The sequence below is a fragment of the Ruegeria sp. CDSA077 genome, from assembly GCF_059612265.1.
Genome location: NZ_JBXWQG010000001.1, coordinates 1,124,726 through 1,140,071, shown reverse-complemented (window position 1 = coordinate 1,140,071; position 15,346 = coordinate 1,124,726). Strand labels below are relative to the sequence as shown.

The window sequence follows — 15,346 nt, the reverse complement described above, 5'->3', positions numbered from 1 at the left end:
TCACGCGCAATGGCGCGGCGCCGGGGCGACGTTTGCATAGTGACAATTACTGCGCTGTCAGATAAACGCTCCGCAGAAGGGGATTGCCGCATGTCAGGTAATGAGAGAGTGACCGGCGTTGCAGGCCACACCGAGGGAGCAAAAATGAAGCAGGAAGTTTTTCTGCCTGAAGATTACCGTCCAGCTGAAGACGAACCATTTATGAATGACAGGCAGCTAGAGTATTTTCGTCGCAAGCTGCTGGATTGGAAAAACGAACTAATGGCTGGCAGCCGCGATACGATTGAAGGGCTGCAGGACAATACCCGTAACATTCCGGATGTCGCTGACCGCGCAAGCGAAGAAACCGATCGCGCGCTAGAACTGCGCACCCGCGATCGTCAGCGCAAGCTGGTTGCCAAGATCGATTCTGCCATGCGCCGGATTGATGAAGGCGAGTACGGCTATTGCGAGATGACCGGTGATCCGATTTCGCTGAAACGTTTGGATGCGCGCCCAATCGCGACCATGACGCTTGAGGCGCAGGAACGGCATGAGCGTCGCGAAAAGGTCCACCGCGACGATTGATCGCTGGGAAAATCTGATAACATAGACGCCGGGGCCTTTTGCTCCGGCGTTTTTGCGTTAAGCCGGTGACATGAACATCAGCGGATCGAAATTCGGCATAGTCGGAGGTGGCATTGGCGGCCTCGCGGCTGCTTTGACCCTGCGACAGCGCGGCGCCGTGGTGACCGTGTTTGAGCAGGCACCAGAATTGACCGAGGTTGGCGCGGGCCTTCAGATCAGCGCCAACGGGATGGCTGTGCTGCGTGCGCTGAAGGTTGTTGCGGACACGCCGGAGGCTGGGCTTTTGTCCCATGGAACGGTCCTTCGTGATTACCGGGCAGGGCGGCTAGTCTGCAAAATCGTGCCACCCTCTGCCGGGCCTACCTATTATTACCATCGCGCTGACCTGCTTGATCTTCTCTACAAAGCGGCGGTTCAAAAAGGGGTAGAGTTTCACCTTGGTGCGCGTGTGGAACGGGTGCGAAAGCACCCGTCCGAGGCCGAAATTACCCTCGATACGGGGGCGAGATTTCGGGTTGATTGTGCAGTCGCCGCGGACGGCGGCCAAAGTGCAATTCGTGCTGACCTGACTGGCAGGGAAACACCGAAATTCACACATCAGGTTGCCTGGCGCGCGACGATTCCATGGGACCGACGCAACAAGAACCCTTGCGCTGTGCTAACCATGGGGCCGGGACGGCATGTAGTAACGTATCCTTTGCGCGATCAGACCTTGATGAACATCGTGGCAATCGAAGAGCGGTCTGACTGGCAGGAAGAAGGCTGGCGTCTGCGCGGTGACCCCGAAGAGCTGAAGGTGCGATTTGCAGGTTTTGGCGGCTTGGTCAAAGAGATTTTGCAAGAGGTTCAGGACCCGAATATCTGGGCATTGTTCCTGCGCCCTGTTGCTGAATGCTGGCAGAATGGGCGTGTGGCGCTTTTGGGCGACGCAGCTCATCCGACGCTGCCTTTCATGGCCCAAGGTGCTTGCCTTGCACTAGAAGATGCCTGGACTCTGGGGCGGTCTTTCGAAGAACAATCCGGCGTTTCGCAAGCACTGGCCGCCTATGAAGCGACCCGTCGCCAGCGGGCAACTCGGGTGGTCGCTGCCGCTGGAGCCAACGCGCGCAACTTCCATCTACGTGGCCCTATGCGTGTCGGGGCGCAACTGGCGTTGATGGCAATTGGATCGCGGTTGGGCCGAAAATATGATTGGATCTATGAGTTCGATGCCACGGCTTAGCCGATTACAGATCTAGATCTATCCAAACCGGAACATGATCTGACGGTTTTTCGTGCCCCCGAATTTCGGAATCTATTTTGCAATCGCGCAAAAGGTCAGCGGCCTGAGGGGTCAGAAGGAAATGATCAATACGAATCCCGTCATTTCGGTTCCACGCACCCGCTTGATAATCCCAGAATGAATAATGTTCCGGACCTTGCGTGCCAGCGCGAAAGGCCTCGGTGAAGCCGAGATTCAGAATTTTCCGAAATGCGGCCCGGCTTTCAGGGCGAAACAATGCATCCTCGCGCCAGGCATCGGGACGCGCTGCGTCTTCGGCCTGGGGAATGATGTTGTAATCACCTGCCATCAGAGCGGGTTCTTCACTGTTCATCAGGTCGCGGGCCCGATGATAGAGCCGCTCCATCCAGGCAAGTTTGTAGTCGTATTTTGGCCCCGGGGTGGGGTTGCCGTTTGGCAGATAGAGCCCACAGATACGCAGCGCCTGTTTGCCGACGACCGTGGCCTCGATCCAGCGGGCCTGTTCGTCCTCATCATCACCGGGCAACCCACGTGAGACATCCTCAAGCGGTAGCTTCGACAGAATGGCAACGCCGTTAAAGCTTTTCTGACCGTGCGTTTCCACGTTGTACCCGCGCGCCTCAAAGATCTCTCTGGGGAAGTTATCGTCGACTGACTTGATCTCTTGCAGCAGCACAACATCGGGTTGAGCATCATCCAGCCAACGCGGCAAAGCCTCGGCCCGCGCCTTGATGCCGTTGATGTTGAATGTGGCGATTTTCATGCGCGGCCCTCCGACAGTCCTTGGCAACCTATCGCTCAGAACGGGCCCAACGGCAAGGCGGAGAACAGGTTTGCGAGGCGCTGCCTCGCGCTCCGAGGTATTTTTGGCCAGATGAAGAAACGGATCGTTAACCAGAATCCCCGAAAATCAGCTGGCGGTACAGGCAGAGGCGCCGATGACCGCGCCAGGTGAAGCTCTCCGGTCTGGAAATCGGAGAGCGGATCCCTGCTTCATCTGGTTAGAAATACCTTGGGGGTGTGGGGGTGAAACCCCCACGGGTGATCACATTGAAAACGAAGTGCCGCAGCCGCAGGAAGAAGTGGCGTTTGGGTTTTCGATCACAAAGCGTGCGCCGATCAGTTCTTGTGTGAAATCAATCACCGCATTTTCAAGAAATGGCAGGGAGATTGCGTCGACAATGACCTTCTGCCCCTTACCCTCAAGAACCAGGTCGTCGTCTTTGGGTTGGTCCAATGCAATTTCATACTGAAATCCCGAACACCCGCCGCCTTCGACAGCGACACGCAGGGCTTGACCCTGATCGGCCGCGCCGATCTCGGCAAGGCGGTCAAAGGCGCGTTCTGTAACTGTCGGGGGCAGATTCATGCCAAACTCCAAAGGTTTATTTCTTAACCACTCTACCATATAGAAAGCCCAAGGACAGGCGACAAGGACAAGACCGTTGGACAGAGCAGGTTTTGCCTCGGATCCCGACCGCGCAAGAGGGCGGTTGGTGCCAGAGGAAGAAAGCAGTTTCCGGTCATGCTTTCAGCGCGACCGGGATCGGATCATTCATGCCAGCGCCTTTCGGCGGCTCAAGCACAAGACCCAAGTTTTTGTTGAGCACGAAGGGGATAGCTATCGGACCCGGTTGACCCATTCGATTGAGGTCGCGCAGGTGGCGCGGACGATTGCCGGGGCCTTGGGTTTGAATCCAGAACTGACCGAAGCGGTTGCCCTGGCTCATGATCTTGGCCACACGCCGTTCGGACATACTGGCGAGGATGCTTTGCACGAGATCATGCAGCCGTATGGTGGGTTCGATCATAACGCGCAGGCCATCCGGATCGTGACCCGGCTTGAGCGTCATTATGCCGAGTTCGATGGGTGCAACCTTACGTGGGAAACCCTGGAAGGCATTGCAAAACATAACGGACCGGTGGAAGGGGAACTGCCTTGGGCGCTGGCGGAGTGCAATGCGGCGTTTAATCTTGAACTGCACACGCACGCAAGCGCAGAGGCGCAGGTGGCGGCCTTGTCTGACGACATCGCCTATAACAATCATGACCTGTTGGACGGGCTGAGGGCGGAGTTGTTCAGCGACGAGGACATTCAGCGACTGCCGATCGTGGGCGACTGTTATGCGGAGGTGGATCGCAAGTACCCGGGCCTCGACCCCTATCGCCGTCGGCATGAGGCATTGCGGCGGGTGTTTGGGGTTATGGTGTCGGACGTGATCGACACGTCTCGGGCTCTGATCGCAGGGTCCGGTGCCCAGAGCGTCGAAGAGATCCGGCATCTTGGCTATCCGGTCATTCAGTTCTCAACAGGTCTTTGGGCGCAACTGAAGGAAATTCGCGCTTTCCTGTTTTCGCGGATGTACAGGGCGCCGTCGGTGATGACGGTGCGCGCGGAGGTCAGCAAAGTGGTCGAGGATTTGTTTCCAATCTACCTTGGCGATCCGAAGCAAATGCCCGCGCGCTGGCACGCGGACATTGAAGAGGCTGAGGATGAGACTGCCTTAGCCCGGATCGTATCGGACTATATTGCCGGGATGACCGACAGGTTTGCGCTACAGGATCATGCCAGACTGACTGGCCACCCGATACCGGCGGATCACTCGACCCCGATATAGGCCAAAGCCCAGACTTGTTGGCCCGTCTGATCCTGCGCCGCCTCAGCGTCGTCGGTGGGTGGGAAGACGATCATCGTTGGGCCATACCCTCCGATCCCCATGGGGGCGCCGTCGGCGTGGGTGGCGAGGATAGGCTGATAGGTCGAGATACTATGCCAGGGAATTTCGGCTTGATACCCGTCCATTGCCATCGGTTTGGCCGTTTTACCTTCGGCACCGGCTATGACCATCACATCCGACAAAAGCGGTCCGCTAAAGGTGATGTCGCGCTGGTTGTCCTCGGGGCCGTAGGGAATTGTGATCTCGACCTGACGTAGACTATCCAGCAATATCGCGTCAAAGCCGGCGGCTCCGTCGTGAGTGACCTCAAGATACCCCAGCAAGCCGCCGTCATTCTCGCCGCGCGCGGGCAGATTGGTTTCCTCAACCGCGCCGCCAAGGGTGACCAGCACATGGCCTTGCGGGGCAGGCATTTCAGCAAAAGCCGGAAGGGCGGTCGACAAGAGCAGGCACAGGGGCAGGGCGAGGCGCATGGGAATCTCCGTTTAGATAGATATGACCGACCTTAGCGGCGGCGGCTCTTATTCCAAGCGCATTCTGGCGCCGTCCATTGACCTTGCTGCACCGCGTGGTAAACCGCCGGGCAAGCAAAAGGACATTCGAAATGAACCTGTTTTCCGAGATCCGCAGCCTCGTGCTGGACGCGCTGGCACAGATGCAGTCCGAAGGCGCGCTGCCCGAAGGGCTGAGCTTTGACAACGTGGCCGTTGAACCGCCGCGCGATGCGGCGCATGGCGACATGGCGACGAATGCGGCTATGGTGCTGGCAAAGCCTACAAAGATGAAGCCGCGCGACATTGCCGATGCGCTGGCTGGAAAGCTGGCAGAGGATGATCGGATCACAAGTGCAGAGGTTGCCGGGCCGGGGTTCTTGAACCTGCGGTTGGCGCCATCAGTCTGGCAGGGTGTTCTGGCTGCGGTGCTGCAACAGGGCACGGATTATGGCCGCTCGACCATGGGGCATGGGCAGAAGGTGAACGTGGAATACGTCTCGGCCAACCCGACCGGCCCCTTGCATGTGGGTCATACGCGGGGCGCGGTGTTTGGCGATGCGCTGGCAAGCTTGCTGGCCTATTCCGGCCATATCGTGACCCGTGAATACTATATCAACGATGGCGGTGCGCAGGTCGATGTGCTGGCGCGCTCGGCCTATGAACGGTACCGCGAGGCCAACGGGCTGAGCCCCGAGATCGCCGAGGGCCTGTATCCTGGCGACTATCTGATCCCGATTGGCGAGGCGTTGAAAGAGAAATACGGTGACAGCCTGATCGACAAGCCGGAAAGCGACTGGCTGGAGGATCTGCGCGAGTTTTCGACAGAAGCGATGATGGACCTGATCCGTGCCGACCTGAAGGCGCTGGGCGTTGAGATGGATGTGTTCTTCTCGGAAAAGTCGCTCTATGGCACGGGTCGGATTGAAGCTGCGTTGCAATCCCTGACCGACAAGGGCCTGATCTATGAGGGCGTGCTGGAACCGCCCAAGGGCAAAAAGCCCGAAGATTGGGAACCACGTGAGCAGACCCTGTTCAAATCGACCGAGCATGGCGACGACGTGGATCGCCCGGTCAAGAAATCGGACGGGAGCTGGACCTATTTTGCCCCGGATATCGCCTATCACTATGACAAAGTGACCCGTGGGTTTGACGCGTTGATCGATGTGTTCGGCGCTGACCACGGTGGCTATGTCAAACGGATGAAGGCGGCCGTGTCGGCTCTGTCCGATGGCAAGGTACCGCTGGATATAAAGCTGACCCAGCTGGTGAAACTGTGGAAGAACGGCGAGCCGTTCAAGATGTCCAAGCGGGCAGGGAACTTCGTCACATTGCGTGATGTGGTCGATCAGGTTGGCCCGGATGTGACCCGTTTCGTGATGCTGACCCGCAAGAATGACGCTGCCCTGGATTTTGACTTTGACAAGGTCTTGGAACAAAGCCGCGAGAACCCCGTTTTCTACGTCCAATATGCCCATGCCCGCGTGATGAGTGTTCTGCGCCGTGCAGCTGAGGCCGGGATCGACGCGCAGGACCCAGCGCTTAAAAGCGCCGATCTGGGTAAGATCGACCATGCCTCTGAGCTGACTGTTGCCAAGAAGCTGGCCGAATGGCCGCGTCTGGTTGAGATCGCCGCACGCACCAATGAGCCGCACCGGGTTGCCTTCTATCTGTATGAACTTGCAGGGGATTTCCACGCGCTTTGGAACAAGGGCAACGATGAAACCCAGCTGCGGTTTATTCAGGATGGCGATGTTGCCACAAGCCAGTCAAAAATCGCACTGGCCCGGTCCGTTTCTGTTGTGATTTCAGCAGGCTTGGGTATTCTTGGCGTTACCCCGGCGCAGGAGATGCGGTGAACAACACCGTCCGAACCGCCGGTACGAGGTAGGCAAGAAATGACCCGCGCGCCTTATTTTCGGCGCTAAACGGGCGGTGAGGCGGACATGGCAAGTTACGATTACCCGGGGCAAATGCGCCCCGAGCAGATGCATTATACGAATCAAGCTCATCCTCAGGATGGGTATGACTTCCCTAATGATTTGCACGGATATGACGAAACGCCCCATTCCGCGGGTTTGGGTCGTATTGTTAGTGCACTGGGTGCTGTTGCATCTTTGGCGCTGGTCGCTGGCATCGGTGTTTGGGGTTACAATTTGGTAATGCGCGATGTCAGTGGCGTACCGGTTGTTCGGTCCTTAGATGGACCAATGCGTATTCAGCCCGAAAGCCCGGGTGGCACCCCTGCGGATCATCAGGGTTTGGCCGTGAACACGGTTGCGGCAGTGGGCACAGCAGCGCCGCCTGCTGATCGGCTGATCCTTGCACCGCGCCCGGTTTCCCTGACAGATGAAGATACTCCGGTGGCACCGTTGCAACCGACACCTGCCGTACATGTGGTCGAGGAAAAAGTCTCTGACCGGACGGGCACACAGATGCGCCAGGGCGCGGTTGATACACTGGTTGCTGAACTGGCGGGAGAGGCGGAAAATTCCGGTCAGGTTGGCGAGCAAAGTTATCAGTTGGCCTCTTTGACCATCCCCGAGGAAGAGCCTGCTATTGATCCGGCTGATCTGGCTGCATCGCAACCAGACCCAGAACTGGCGGCTTTGCCTGGTGTGCGCCGGTCGCTGCGCCCGGTCCTGCGCCCCGCTGGCGGTGTGCGCAGCGCGATTACGTCAAACAGCACTACCGAAGACGCGATCAACGCGGCGGTCAAAGCTGCGGTCGGCTTGGATGTGGATCCCGAAACCCTGACCAAGGGCACCCGTATGGCCCAGCTTGGGGCCTATGAAAGTTCGGATGTCGCGCTCTCGGAATGGGACCGCATGAATGGGCGGTTCAGAGATTATATGGATGGAAAACAGAGAGTTATACAGAAAACCTCAAGCGGTGGGCGAACCTTCTATCGTCTTCGGGTTCTGGGGTTTGACGATCTGAGCGACTCGCGCCAATTCTGTGCCGCTTTGCAGGCCGAAGGCGCTGATTGCATTCCGGTTGCCGCGCGGTGAGTTTCGGCGCAGTCATTGCCGACGCTGAAGGTCTGCGCCTGACGCCTGATGAGAAAAAACTGTTCCAAGAGATGAACCCATTCGGGTTCATTCTGTTTGCCCGTAATATCGAGTCTGCGGATCAGGTGCGCGCCCTATGCGACGATTTCCGCGAGGCTGTGGGGCGGAACTGCCCGATCACTGTTGATCAAGAGGGTGGACGCGTGCAACGACTGCGCACACCGCTGGCACGGGAATGGATGCCGCCGCTGGATCACGTGGCCCAGAGCGGAGAGCAGGCCGAACGTGCCATGTATCTGCGCTATCGTCTGATTGCGAATGAACTGTTCGAGCTTGGGATCGACAGCAACTGCGCCCCCATGGTGGATCTGGCCCGGAACGAGACGCATCCGTTCCTTAAAAACCGCTGCTATGGGTCTGATCCCAAAATGGTTTCCCGGATCGGTCGTGCGGTTGCCGAGGGGCATCTGGATGGCGGTGTATTGCCGGTGCTCAAACACATGCCAGGTCATGGTTTATCCACGCTGGACAGCCATCATGACCTGCCCCATGTCGATCTTGCGCAAGAGGAGCTGACCGAAGCAGATTTCGGCCCGTTTCGGGAGTTGAACGATCTGCCAATGGGGATGACGGCGCATCTGGTCTATGACCGGATTGACCCTCAACCTGCTACGATTTCTCGGACCATGATCAGCCTGATCCGCAAAACGATCGGGTTTGGCGGGCTGATTATGACGGATGATATCTCGATGAAGGCCCTCAGCGGAAATCCAGAAGAGATTGCCAATCAGGCGCTAGTTGCCGGATGCGATGTGGTTTTGTACTGCAACGGCTCTTTTGATGCCCGTGTTAAGGTGCTGAGCACCGCCGGAAAGATGTCCGAACAGGCACAGAAACGCGCTGAACGGGCGTTGGCTATGCGCAAAGCCCCGCAGGAACTTGACATCCAAGCCGCCGAAGCCGAACTTTCTCGCCTAATGGGCGGGCAGGTGTATGTCGGATAATCTTTTTAGCGAAGACCCCGTCTCGGTCGCGGATCGCCTTGCGGCAGAGGCATTGATCGTAGACGTCGACGGGTTTGAAGGCCCGCTCGATGTGCTGCTGATGCTGTCCCGCACGCAAAAGGTAGATCTGCGCAAAATATCGGTTCTGGCGCTGGCGCAGCAATACTTGTCCTTTGTTGAAAAGGCACGGGCGCTGCGGATCGAATTGGCCGCCGACTATCTGGTGATGGCGGCATGGCTGGCCTTTCTGAAATCGCGCTTGCTGCTGCCTCCGGATCCGAATGACGAAGGCCCCTCGGGCGAAGAACTGGCCGCGCATCTGGCGTTTCAGCTAGAGCGGCTTCAGGCCATGCGCGATGCTGCCGCCCGATTGATGGGGCGCGATCAGCTGGGGCGCGATTTCTTCAAACGTGGGCAGGGCGAGGATGTCACGCGCATCCGCACCGTGACCTATTCCGCCACGCTGCTGGACCTGATGCAGGGCTATGCCCGCATTCGTACCCGCGACGAATTCCGCCCCTTTGTCATGGACCGTGACGCCGTATTCACGATGGAACAGGCGCTGGAACGTATGCGCCCGCTGATCGGCTTTGCAGGAGCCTGGACGGATATGGAGACCTATCTGCCCGAAGGCTGGGATGCCGATCCGGTGCGCAGGCGGTCCGCGACGGCGGCTACTTTTGCGGCCTCACTTGAGTTGGTGAAAGAAGGGCATATGGAAATACAGCAGAGCGAAACTTTTGCTCCGATACAACTACGCAAGAGGACCCAATCCCGTGACTGACGCGCCTCAGGAAGAAGGTACCGGCACCCTGTTCGAAGCCCCGCCTATGGCCGAGCAGGAACGCATGGTTGAGGCCGTGTTATTCGCCAGTGCCGAGCCGGTGACGATTGCCGATCTTGAAGTGCGGATGCCCCATGGCAGCGACGCGTCACAGGCGGTGGAAATGCTTAAGAAACGCTATGAAGGGCGTGGTGTTCGTGTGGTTCAGGTTGGTGAATCCTGGGCCATTCGCACTGCCCCAGACTTGGGTTTTCTGATGCAAAAAGAAACGGTTGAGACCCGCAAGCTCAGCCGGGCCGCGATCGAAACGCTGGCGATTGTGGCATATCACCAACCCTGTACACGTGCCGAGATCGAAGAAATTCGCGGCGTATCGGTCTCGCGCGGGACCATCGACCAACTGTTGGAGATGGAGTGGATCAGACTGGGTCGTCGTCGGATGACGCCGGGCCGTCCGGTGACTTTCGTGGTGACTCCGCAGTTTCTGGATCACTTTGGGCTGGAGAACGCCCGAGATTTGCCGGGGTTGAAAGAATTGCGCGCTGCCGGTTTGCTGGAGAACAGACCACCTCCGGGAACGATCCCACTGGGAGAGGGGCAGGAAGACGAAGATCAAACCGAACTGTTCGAGGAAGAGTGATCACGTGGCCCTTTTGTTGCCGCACAAATCGACTATTTAGAAGCCTGGAAATCGGAGTTGAGCAATGAATGCCAATCGTATCATTGACATGATCGTGCGACAGGTCATGCGGCGGCTTGTCACCAAAGGGGTGGATAAGGGGTTCGACATGGCCAGCCGCGTGGGCCAGAAGCCGGGGCAAGAGCAGCAACCGGATAAGAGCTCTGATGCGTCTGGCCAGTTGCAGGCGGGTGGAAACCGCCAGCGTCAAAATATGCGTCAAGCCCAGCGAGTGGCCAATCAGATGCGCCGGTTTATCCGGTTCTGATCAGGTTACCGTTTTGAAATGCTTGGACAGTTTCAATCCTTGTCCCTGATAGTTCGAGGCGATGCCCGCACCATAAAGCTGCGTGGGCATTTCTGACATCCGCTCGTACACCAGCCGCCCGACGACTTGGCCGTGCTCCAACACAAATGGGGCCTCGTGACAGCGGACTTCCAACACTCCGCGTGATCCTTCGCCACCTGCGGCGGCATGGCCAAAACCGGGATCGAAGAAACCGGCATAATGCACCCGGAATTCCCCGACCATCGCCAGATAGGGGGCCATTTCAGCCGCATACATCGGCGGGATATGCACCGCCTCGCGGCTGACTAGAATGTAAAACGCACCGGGGTCGAGGATGATGCGCCCATCGGTGGTACGCACCTCTTCCCAATATTCCTGCGGGTCGTATTCGCCAATCCGGTCCAGATCAATGACACCGGTATGAGGTTTGGCGCGGTAGCCCACCAAATCGGTGTCGGGCAGCCGCAGGTCCACCGAGAACCCGAGCCCGTCTTGAATGACAGCGGGGCCATCGACCAGCGGGGATTCGGCGTGCAGGGCGCTTAGATCGGTATCGCTCAGCACGGCCTGGCCCTGCCGGAACCTGATTTGGTTCAGCCGCATTCCCGGACGCACCAGAACCGAGAATGAGCGGGGGCAGATCTCGGCATACAAAGGGCCGGTATAGCCTGCAGGCACCCGGTCAAACTCGGTCCCGCCATCGGTGATCGTGCGCGTCAGAAGATCCAGCCGCCCGGTCGAGCTTTTTGCATTGGCGGCCGCGCTCAGCCCCTGGGGCAGGGCCAGCGATTCCATCAACGGCACTAAATAGACACAGCCCTTTTCCAGCACAGCACCTTCAGAGATATCGATGCGGTGCATCTCAAATTCCGACAAACGTTCGGCTACGGTGCGACCTTCGCCTGCCAGAAACGAGGCACGTACCCGGTAAGCAACTGTACCTAAACGCAAATCAAGGCTGGCGGGTTGAATCTGGGCGGGGATGACCTCTGGGCTTGCGGTAATCTCACCGCGCGCGATCATCGCCTCTATCTGCTGGTTCGGGCATACGCCGGTCATTCCGATCCCCCCTGATGCCAGAGCGGGATCTGGCCTGTGTGCCATAAACGTCGGTGTGATTTGGTCGGGCTAGCAGGACTCGAACCTGCGACCTTCCGTCCCCCAGACGGACGCGCTACCAGGCTGCGCCATAGCCCGACGTTGAGGTGTTCATAAAGACTTTCCCGGCGGGGGCAAGAGGAAATCATCGCCTTTTTTCTTATCCCGCTGATCGGTTTTCTATTCGGTTCAACACGCTGCGCAGCTCTTGCGCGATGGGCGCTATCTGGCTGAGCAACTGGTCATCGAATGAGTTTCGAGTCCAGGCCAATGTCGCGATTCCGCCCAACAATGGCGAGGCGTCGGGATAAGACGGCTGGGTTTGCGTCTGAGGTTCCGCATTTGGCGAATTGGGAGCAGGTTGCAGTTCGGGTTTTTGAGCGTCGCCAAGATCCAGATGTATCTGCTCTTGCGGAGGGGCTGTCTTGGCCGTGAATGGCACAACGACATTTGCATCGGGTGCGAGTTCAAGATTCGCCATTTCATCCAGGCTCTGGGACACTGAAGAAACATGCGCCACGCCCTGTTCACGCAAGATGCGCTGTACGCCTTTGATGGTGATCCCATCCTCATGCAAAAGCTTCTTGATGCCGCCCAGCAGGCGCATATCGTTGGGGCGATAATATCGGCGCCCACCGGCCCGTTTTACCGGTTTCACCTGATTGAAGCGGCTTTCCCAGAATCGCAGAACATGCGGCTGCACACCCAACCAGTCCGCAACTTCACTGATGGTGCGAAAGGCGTCTGGGGACTTGCTCATATTCGTGCCGTCCTGATCTTATTTGCGGTTCCCTGCGGCGACGCGATCTTTCATCAGATGCGACGGGCGGAAGGTGAGAACACGGCGAGGCTGAATTGGAACCTCTTCGCCTGTCTTGGGATTGCGGCCGATACGAGCTGTCTTGTCCCGAACACTGAACGTTCCAAAAGACGAGATCTTTACCTGTTCACCGCGCACCAATGCGTCGGACATATGGTTCAGAACGCTCTCGACCAGTTGCGCGCTTTCATTGCGTGAAAGGCCAACTTCACGAAATACGGCCTCGCTCAGATCCATTCGGGTCAGTGTTTTGTCGCTCATGCCAATTCCCCTGTTGCTATCAGAGCATAGGGTCAGGGCAAATTCGCTGTCAATATCAATGAATTGCGGGCGAGTGTGTAAGCTGAATTGCGCTTGTTACCACCGCAAGAGGACTGAGCCCCAGGCCAAACCACCTCCGATTGCCTCTGTGACCAGCAGATCACCCTGTTTGAACTGCCCACGCTGTTTCGCAACAGACATTGCCAGGGGAATCGATGCAGCCGAGGTATTTCCGTGGTCTTGCAGGGTAACGACAACGTGTTCCATAGGAACGCCCAATTTCTTGGCTGTGCCCTGGATGATTCTAATGTTTGCCTGATGCGGTACTATCCAATCCACATCTTTATGACTTAGCCCAGCCTTCTCTAGGCAGGTTTCTGCGGTAGAGGTCAGTCGTTCAACTGCCTGCCGAAACAGCTGGTTTCCTTTCATCCGCAGATAGCCTGTGGACTGGGTCGAGACGCCTCCATCCACATAGAGCAGGTCCTTATAGCGCCCGTCCGAGTTTAGGTCGGTTGCCAGAATGCCCCGATCGTCCGAGGTTCCTGCGCCCTCATGCTGTTCAAGGATTATTGCCCCGGCGCCGTCGCCGAAAAGCACGCAGGTCGACCGGTCGGTCCAGTCCATGATACGAGAGAACGTCTCGGCGCCGATGACCAGCACGCGTTTGGCCTGGCCTGACACGATCAGCGCATTGGCATTGGTCATGGCATAGACAAATCCGGCGCAAACCGCCTGTACGTCAAAGGCGAAGCCTTTGGTCATGCCAAGCTGCGATTGAACCATTGTTGCGGCAGAGGGAAACGTCAGGTCAGCGGTCGATGTTGCAAGAATAATCGCATCAATATCATCTGCCTCCAGACCCGCATCGGCCAGTGCGGCAATGGCAGCCTTTGTGGCCATAATCGAAGTGGTTTCGTCTTCCGCTGCAAAATGCCGGCGTTCGATCCCGGAACGTGTCCGTATCCACTCATCAGACGTATCGAGCGTTTCTTCGAACTCGGAATTCGGGACGATGCGCTCTGGCAAATAGTGCCCGACACCAACTATAATTGAACGGCCTGCCATGCTGGGGTACTGCCTTTTTTGTTATTCACCGGCCTTCGACGGCGTGTCTGCGGCATCTTGTGCAAGCTCGGCTGTCGATGCAACCCGTGCTGCCAATTTTTCGGCGAAGCCCGACTCGGCCAAGGTAAAGGCCAGCTTTACAGCGGCTGACACGCCGGTCGAGTCTGCACCACCATGTGATTTGACGACGGTTCCGTTCAGGCCAAGGAAAACCCCACCATTCACGCGCCGAGGATCAATTCGTTTCTTCAACCGCTGCAAAGATGTGATTGCAAGGATCGAGGCCAGTCGTGAAAGCGGAGAATATTTGAACGCCTCGCGCAGAAGATCTCCGATCAGGCTGGCTGTGCCTTCTCCGGTCTTGATGGCGACGTTGCCTGTAAACCCGTCTGTTATAATGACATCGGCTTTGTCTCCCGGGATGTCGCTGCCTTCGACAAAACCCACAAAGTCAAAGCTGGCCTGATCCGCAAAATCCGAGATCATGCCATGCGCTTCTTTTAGCTCGGCGCGCCCTTTATGTTCCTCGGTGCCCACATTCAAAAGGCCGATCCGGGGACGTTCCAACGCCATGCCGTTTCGGGCATAAGAGGCACCCATCAAAGCATATTGCAGCAGGTCCTTGGCGTCCGCGCGCACATCGGCGCCTACGTCCAGCATTACATTGAAACCCTGCGGATTGCGCGAGGGCCACAAAATAGCGATTGCCGGGCGGTTTACCCCCGGCAGCTTACGTAGACGCATCATCGACAGGGCCATCAATGCGCCGGTATTGCCACAAGAGACCGCGCCATGGGCTTCACCCTGACGTACCGACTCCAGTGTGGACCACATCGAGGTTTGCTTGCCGTGTCGGACGACCTGGCTGGGCTTGTCCTCCATCGTGACCACATCGGGACAATCACGAAAAACGACGCGCCCGTTCAGGACACGCCGTTTTGCGACAAGTTTGCGCAACATGGCCTCAGGCCCGTGCAAGATGAACGCGATATCGGGGTTCTTATCCGCCGATTTGGCGATCCCCGCCACAACAGCAGCGGGCCCCGAATCTCCGCCCATTGCGTCAACCGAGATGGTAATCCGTCCGGCGTGCGTGGGCTGTTCTGTCATGCTTGGCCTGCGCTTTTAGGGCTTAGGCCGCGTCTTCGTCCAGGTCGATTTCGTCGGCCTGAGCGACGACTTCGCGGTCATCATAGTGGCCGCAGGACGCGCAGACGTGGTGCGGGCGCTTCAGCTCACCACAGTTGGCGCATTCGTTCGGGTTTGCAGCAACCAGAGCGTCGTGCGCGCGGCGGTTGTTGCGACGCGACTTGGAAACTTTGTTCTGTTGGACAGCCATGGTCTCAACCTTTG

At 57.8% G+C, this 15,346-nt stretch carries 18 protein-coding genes and 1 tRNA gene; 9 read left to right on the top strand and 10 right to left on the bottom strand.

The annotated features are described in order from the left end of the window. Positions 1-144 precede the first annotated feature (144 nt). Both dksA and AC2FLE_RS05725 read left to right on the top strand, forming a co-directional pair. Positions 145-567, top strand: coding sequence for an RNA polymerase-binding protein DksA (gene dksA, locus AC2FLE_RS05730; RefSeq protein WP_142633326.1), 423 nt, complete (start codon positions 145-147; stop codon positions 565-567). A 70-nt stretch (positions 568-637) separates the two neighbouring features. Continuing rightward, positions 638-1,789: an FAD-dependent monooxygenase gene (locus tag AC2FLE_RS05725; protein ID WP_496695733.1), complete on the top strand. Its 1,152-nt coding sequence runs from the start codon at positions 638-640 to the stop codon at positions 1,787-1,789. A gap of 4 nt (positions 1,790-1,793) precedes the next feature. Here the strand turns inward: AC2FLE_RS05725 and xth are convergent, their stop codons facing one another. Both xth and AC2FLE_RS05715 read right to left on the bottom strand, forming a co-directional pair. After that, the gene (gene xth, locus AC2FLE_RS05720; RefSeq protein WP_271947496.1) at positions 1,794-2,573 is read right to left on the bottom strand and encodes an exodeoxyribonuclease III; all 780 of its coding nucleotides are present in this window, start codon (positions 2,571-2,573) and stop codon (positions 1,794-1,796) included. A 282-nt stretch (positions 2,574-2,855) separates the two neighbouring features. Then, the gene (locus tag AC2FLE_RS05715) at positions 2,856-3,179 is read right to left on the bottom strand and encodes a HesB/IscA family protein (protein ID WP_496695731.1); all 324 of its coding nucleotides are present in this window, start codon (positions 3,177-3,179) and stop codon (positions 2,856-2,858) included. Positions 3,180-3,255: 76 nt separating this feature from the next. On the opposite strand from AC2FLE_RS05715, the gene AC2FLE_RS05710 reads away from it, so the two are divergent. Beyond that, positions 3,256-4,428 (top strand): deoxyguanosinetriphosphate triphosphohydrolase, encoded by a 1,173-nt coding sequence (locus AC2FLE_RS05710; protein ID WP_496695729.1) that lies wholly within the window; start codon positions 3,256-3,258, stop codon positions 4,426-4,428. On the opposite strand, the gene AC2FLE_RS05705 is transcribed toward AC2FLE_RS05710, so the two are convergent. Next, the gene (locus tag AC2FLE_RS05705) at positions 4,410-4,961 is read right to left on the bottom strand and encodes a putative pterin-binding protein (RefSeq protein ID WP_496695727.1); all 552 of its coding nucleotides are present in this window, start codon (positions 4,959-4,961) and stop codon (positions 4,410-4,412) included. The genes AC2FLE_RS05710 and AC2FLE_RS05705 overlap by 19 nt on opposite strands. Before the next feature lie 131 nt (positions 4,962-5,092). On the opposite strand from AC2FLE_RS05705, the gene argS reads away from it, so the two are divergent. The 6 genes from argS to AC2FLE_RS05675 all read left to right on the top strand — a co-directional run bounded on the left by argS (position 5,093) and on the right by AC2FLE_RS05675 (position 10,725). After that, positions 5,093-6,838 carry an arginine--tRNA ligase gene (argS, locus tag AC2FLE_RS05700; RefSeq protein WP_496695725.1) on the top strand — a complete coding sequence of 582 codons (1,746 nt, stop codon included), beginning with the start codon at positions 5,093-5,095 and terminating at the stop codon, positions 6,836-6,838. Between the two features lie 87 nt (positions 6,839-6,925). Further along, on the top strand, positions 6,926-7,990 hold the full coding sequence (locus AC2FLE_RS05695; protein ID WP_496695723.1) for an SPOR domain-containing protein: 1,065 nt from the start codon (positions 6,926-6,928) through the stop codon (positions 7,988-7,990). Then, positions 7,987-8,994: a beta-N-acetylhexosaminidase gene (gene nagZ, locus AC2FLE_RS05690; protein ID WP_496695721.1), complete on the top strand. Its 1,008-nt coding sequence runs from the start codon at positions 7,987-7,989 to the stop codon at positions 8,992-8,994. Before AC2FLE_RS05695 ends, nagZ begins: the two co-directional genes overlap by 4 nt. Beyond that, the gene (locus AC2FLE_RS05685; protein ID WP_142633343.1) at positions 8,984-9,778 is read left to right on the top strand and encodes a segregation and condensation protein A; all 795 of its coding nucleotides are present in this window, start codon (positions 8,984-8,986) and stop codon (positions 9,776-9,778) included. The genes nagZ and AC2FLE_RS05685 overlap by 11 nt, the downstream gene beginning before the upstream one ends. Next, the gene (gene scpB, locus AC2FLE_RS05680; RefSeq protein ID WP_281994496.1) at positions 9,771-10,418 is read left to right on the top strand and encodes an SMC-Scp complex subunit ScpB; all 648 of its coding nucleotides are present in this window, start codon (positions 9,771-9,773) and stop codon (positions 10,416-10,418) included. Before AC2FLE_RS05685 ends, scpB begins: the two co-directional genes overlap by 8 nt. Before the next feature lie 64 nt (positions 10,419-10,482). Beyond that, positions 10,483-10,725 carry a hypothetical protein gene (locus tag AC2FLE_RS05675; protein WP_496695718.1) on the top strand — a complete coding sequence of 81 codons (243 nt, stop codon included), beginning with the start codon at positions 10,483-10,485 and terminating at the stop codon, positions 10,723-10,725. On the opposite strand, the gene AC2FLE_RS05670 is transcribed toward AC2FLE_RS05675, so the two are convergent. The 7 genes from AC2FLE_RS05670 to rpmF form a co-directional block, all read right to left on the bottom strand. Further along, a complete protein-coding gene (locus tag AC2FLE_RS05670; protein ID WP_496695716.1) occupies positions 10,726-11,805 on the bottom strand; it encodes a 2'-deoxycytidine 5'-triphosphate deaminase in 1,080 nt (359 codons plus the stop codon). A 61-nt stretch (positions 11,806-11,866) separates the two neighbouring features. After that, a tRNA-Pro gene (locus tag AC2FLE_RS05665) sits at positions 11,867-11,943 on the bottom strand. 61 nt (positions 11,944-12,004) lie between these two features. Then, a complete protein-coding gene (locus AC2FLE_RS05660) occupies positions 12,005-12,604 on the bottom strand; it encodes a MerR family transcriptional regulator (RefSeq protein ID WP_496695714.1) in 600 nt (199 codons plus the stop codon). Between the two features lie 18 nt (positions 12,605-12,622). After that, positions 12,623-12,925, bottom strand: coding sequence for an integration host factor subunit alpha (gene ihfA, locus AC2FLE_RS05655; RefSeq protein WP_037316145.1), 303 nt, complete (start codon positions 12,923-12,925; stop codon positions 12,623-12,625). Positions 12,926-13,021: 96 nt separating this feature from the next. Next, the gene (locus tag AC2FLE_RS05650; RefSeq protein WP_496695712.1) at positions 13,022-13,993 is read right to left on the bottom strand and encodes a beta-ketoacyl-ACP synthase III; all 972 of its coding nucleotides are present in this window, start codon (positions 13,991-13,993) and stop codon (positions 13,022-13,024) included. A 21-nt stretch (positions 13,994-14,014) separates the two neighbouring features. After that, a complete protein-coding gene (gene plsX / locus AC2FLE_RS05645; protein ID WP_142633356.1) occupies positions 14,015-15,103 on the bottom strand; it encodes a phosphate acyltransferase PlsX in 1,089 nt (362 codons plus the stop codon). A 22-nt stretch (positions 15,104-15,125) separates the two neighbouring features. Continuing rightward, positions 15,126-15,332, bottom strand: a complete 207-nt coding sequence (rpmF, locus tag AC2FLE_RS05640; protein ID WP_037316137.1) for a 50S ribosomal protein L32 — start codon at positions 15,330-15,332, stop codon at positions 15,126-15,128. Between the last annotated feature and the right edge of the window lie 14 nt (positions 15,333-15,346).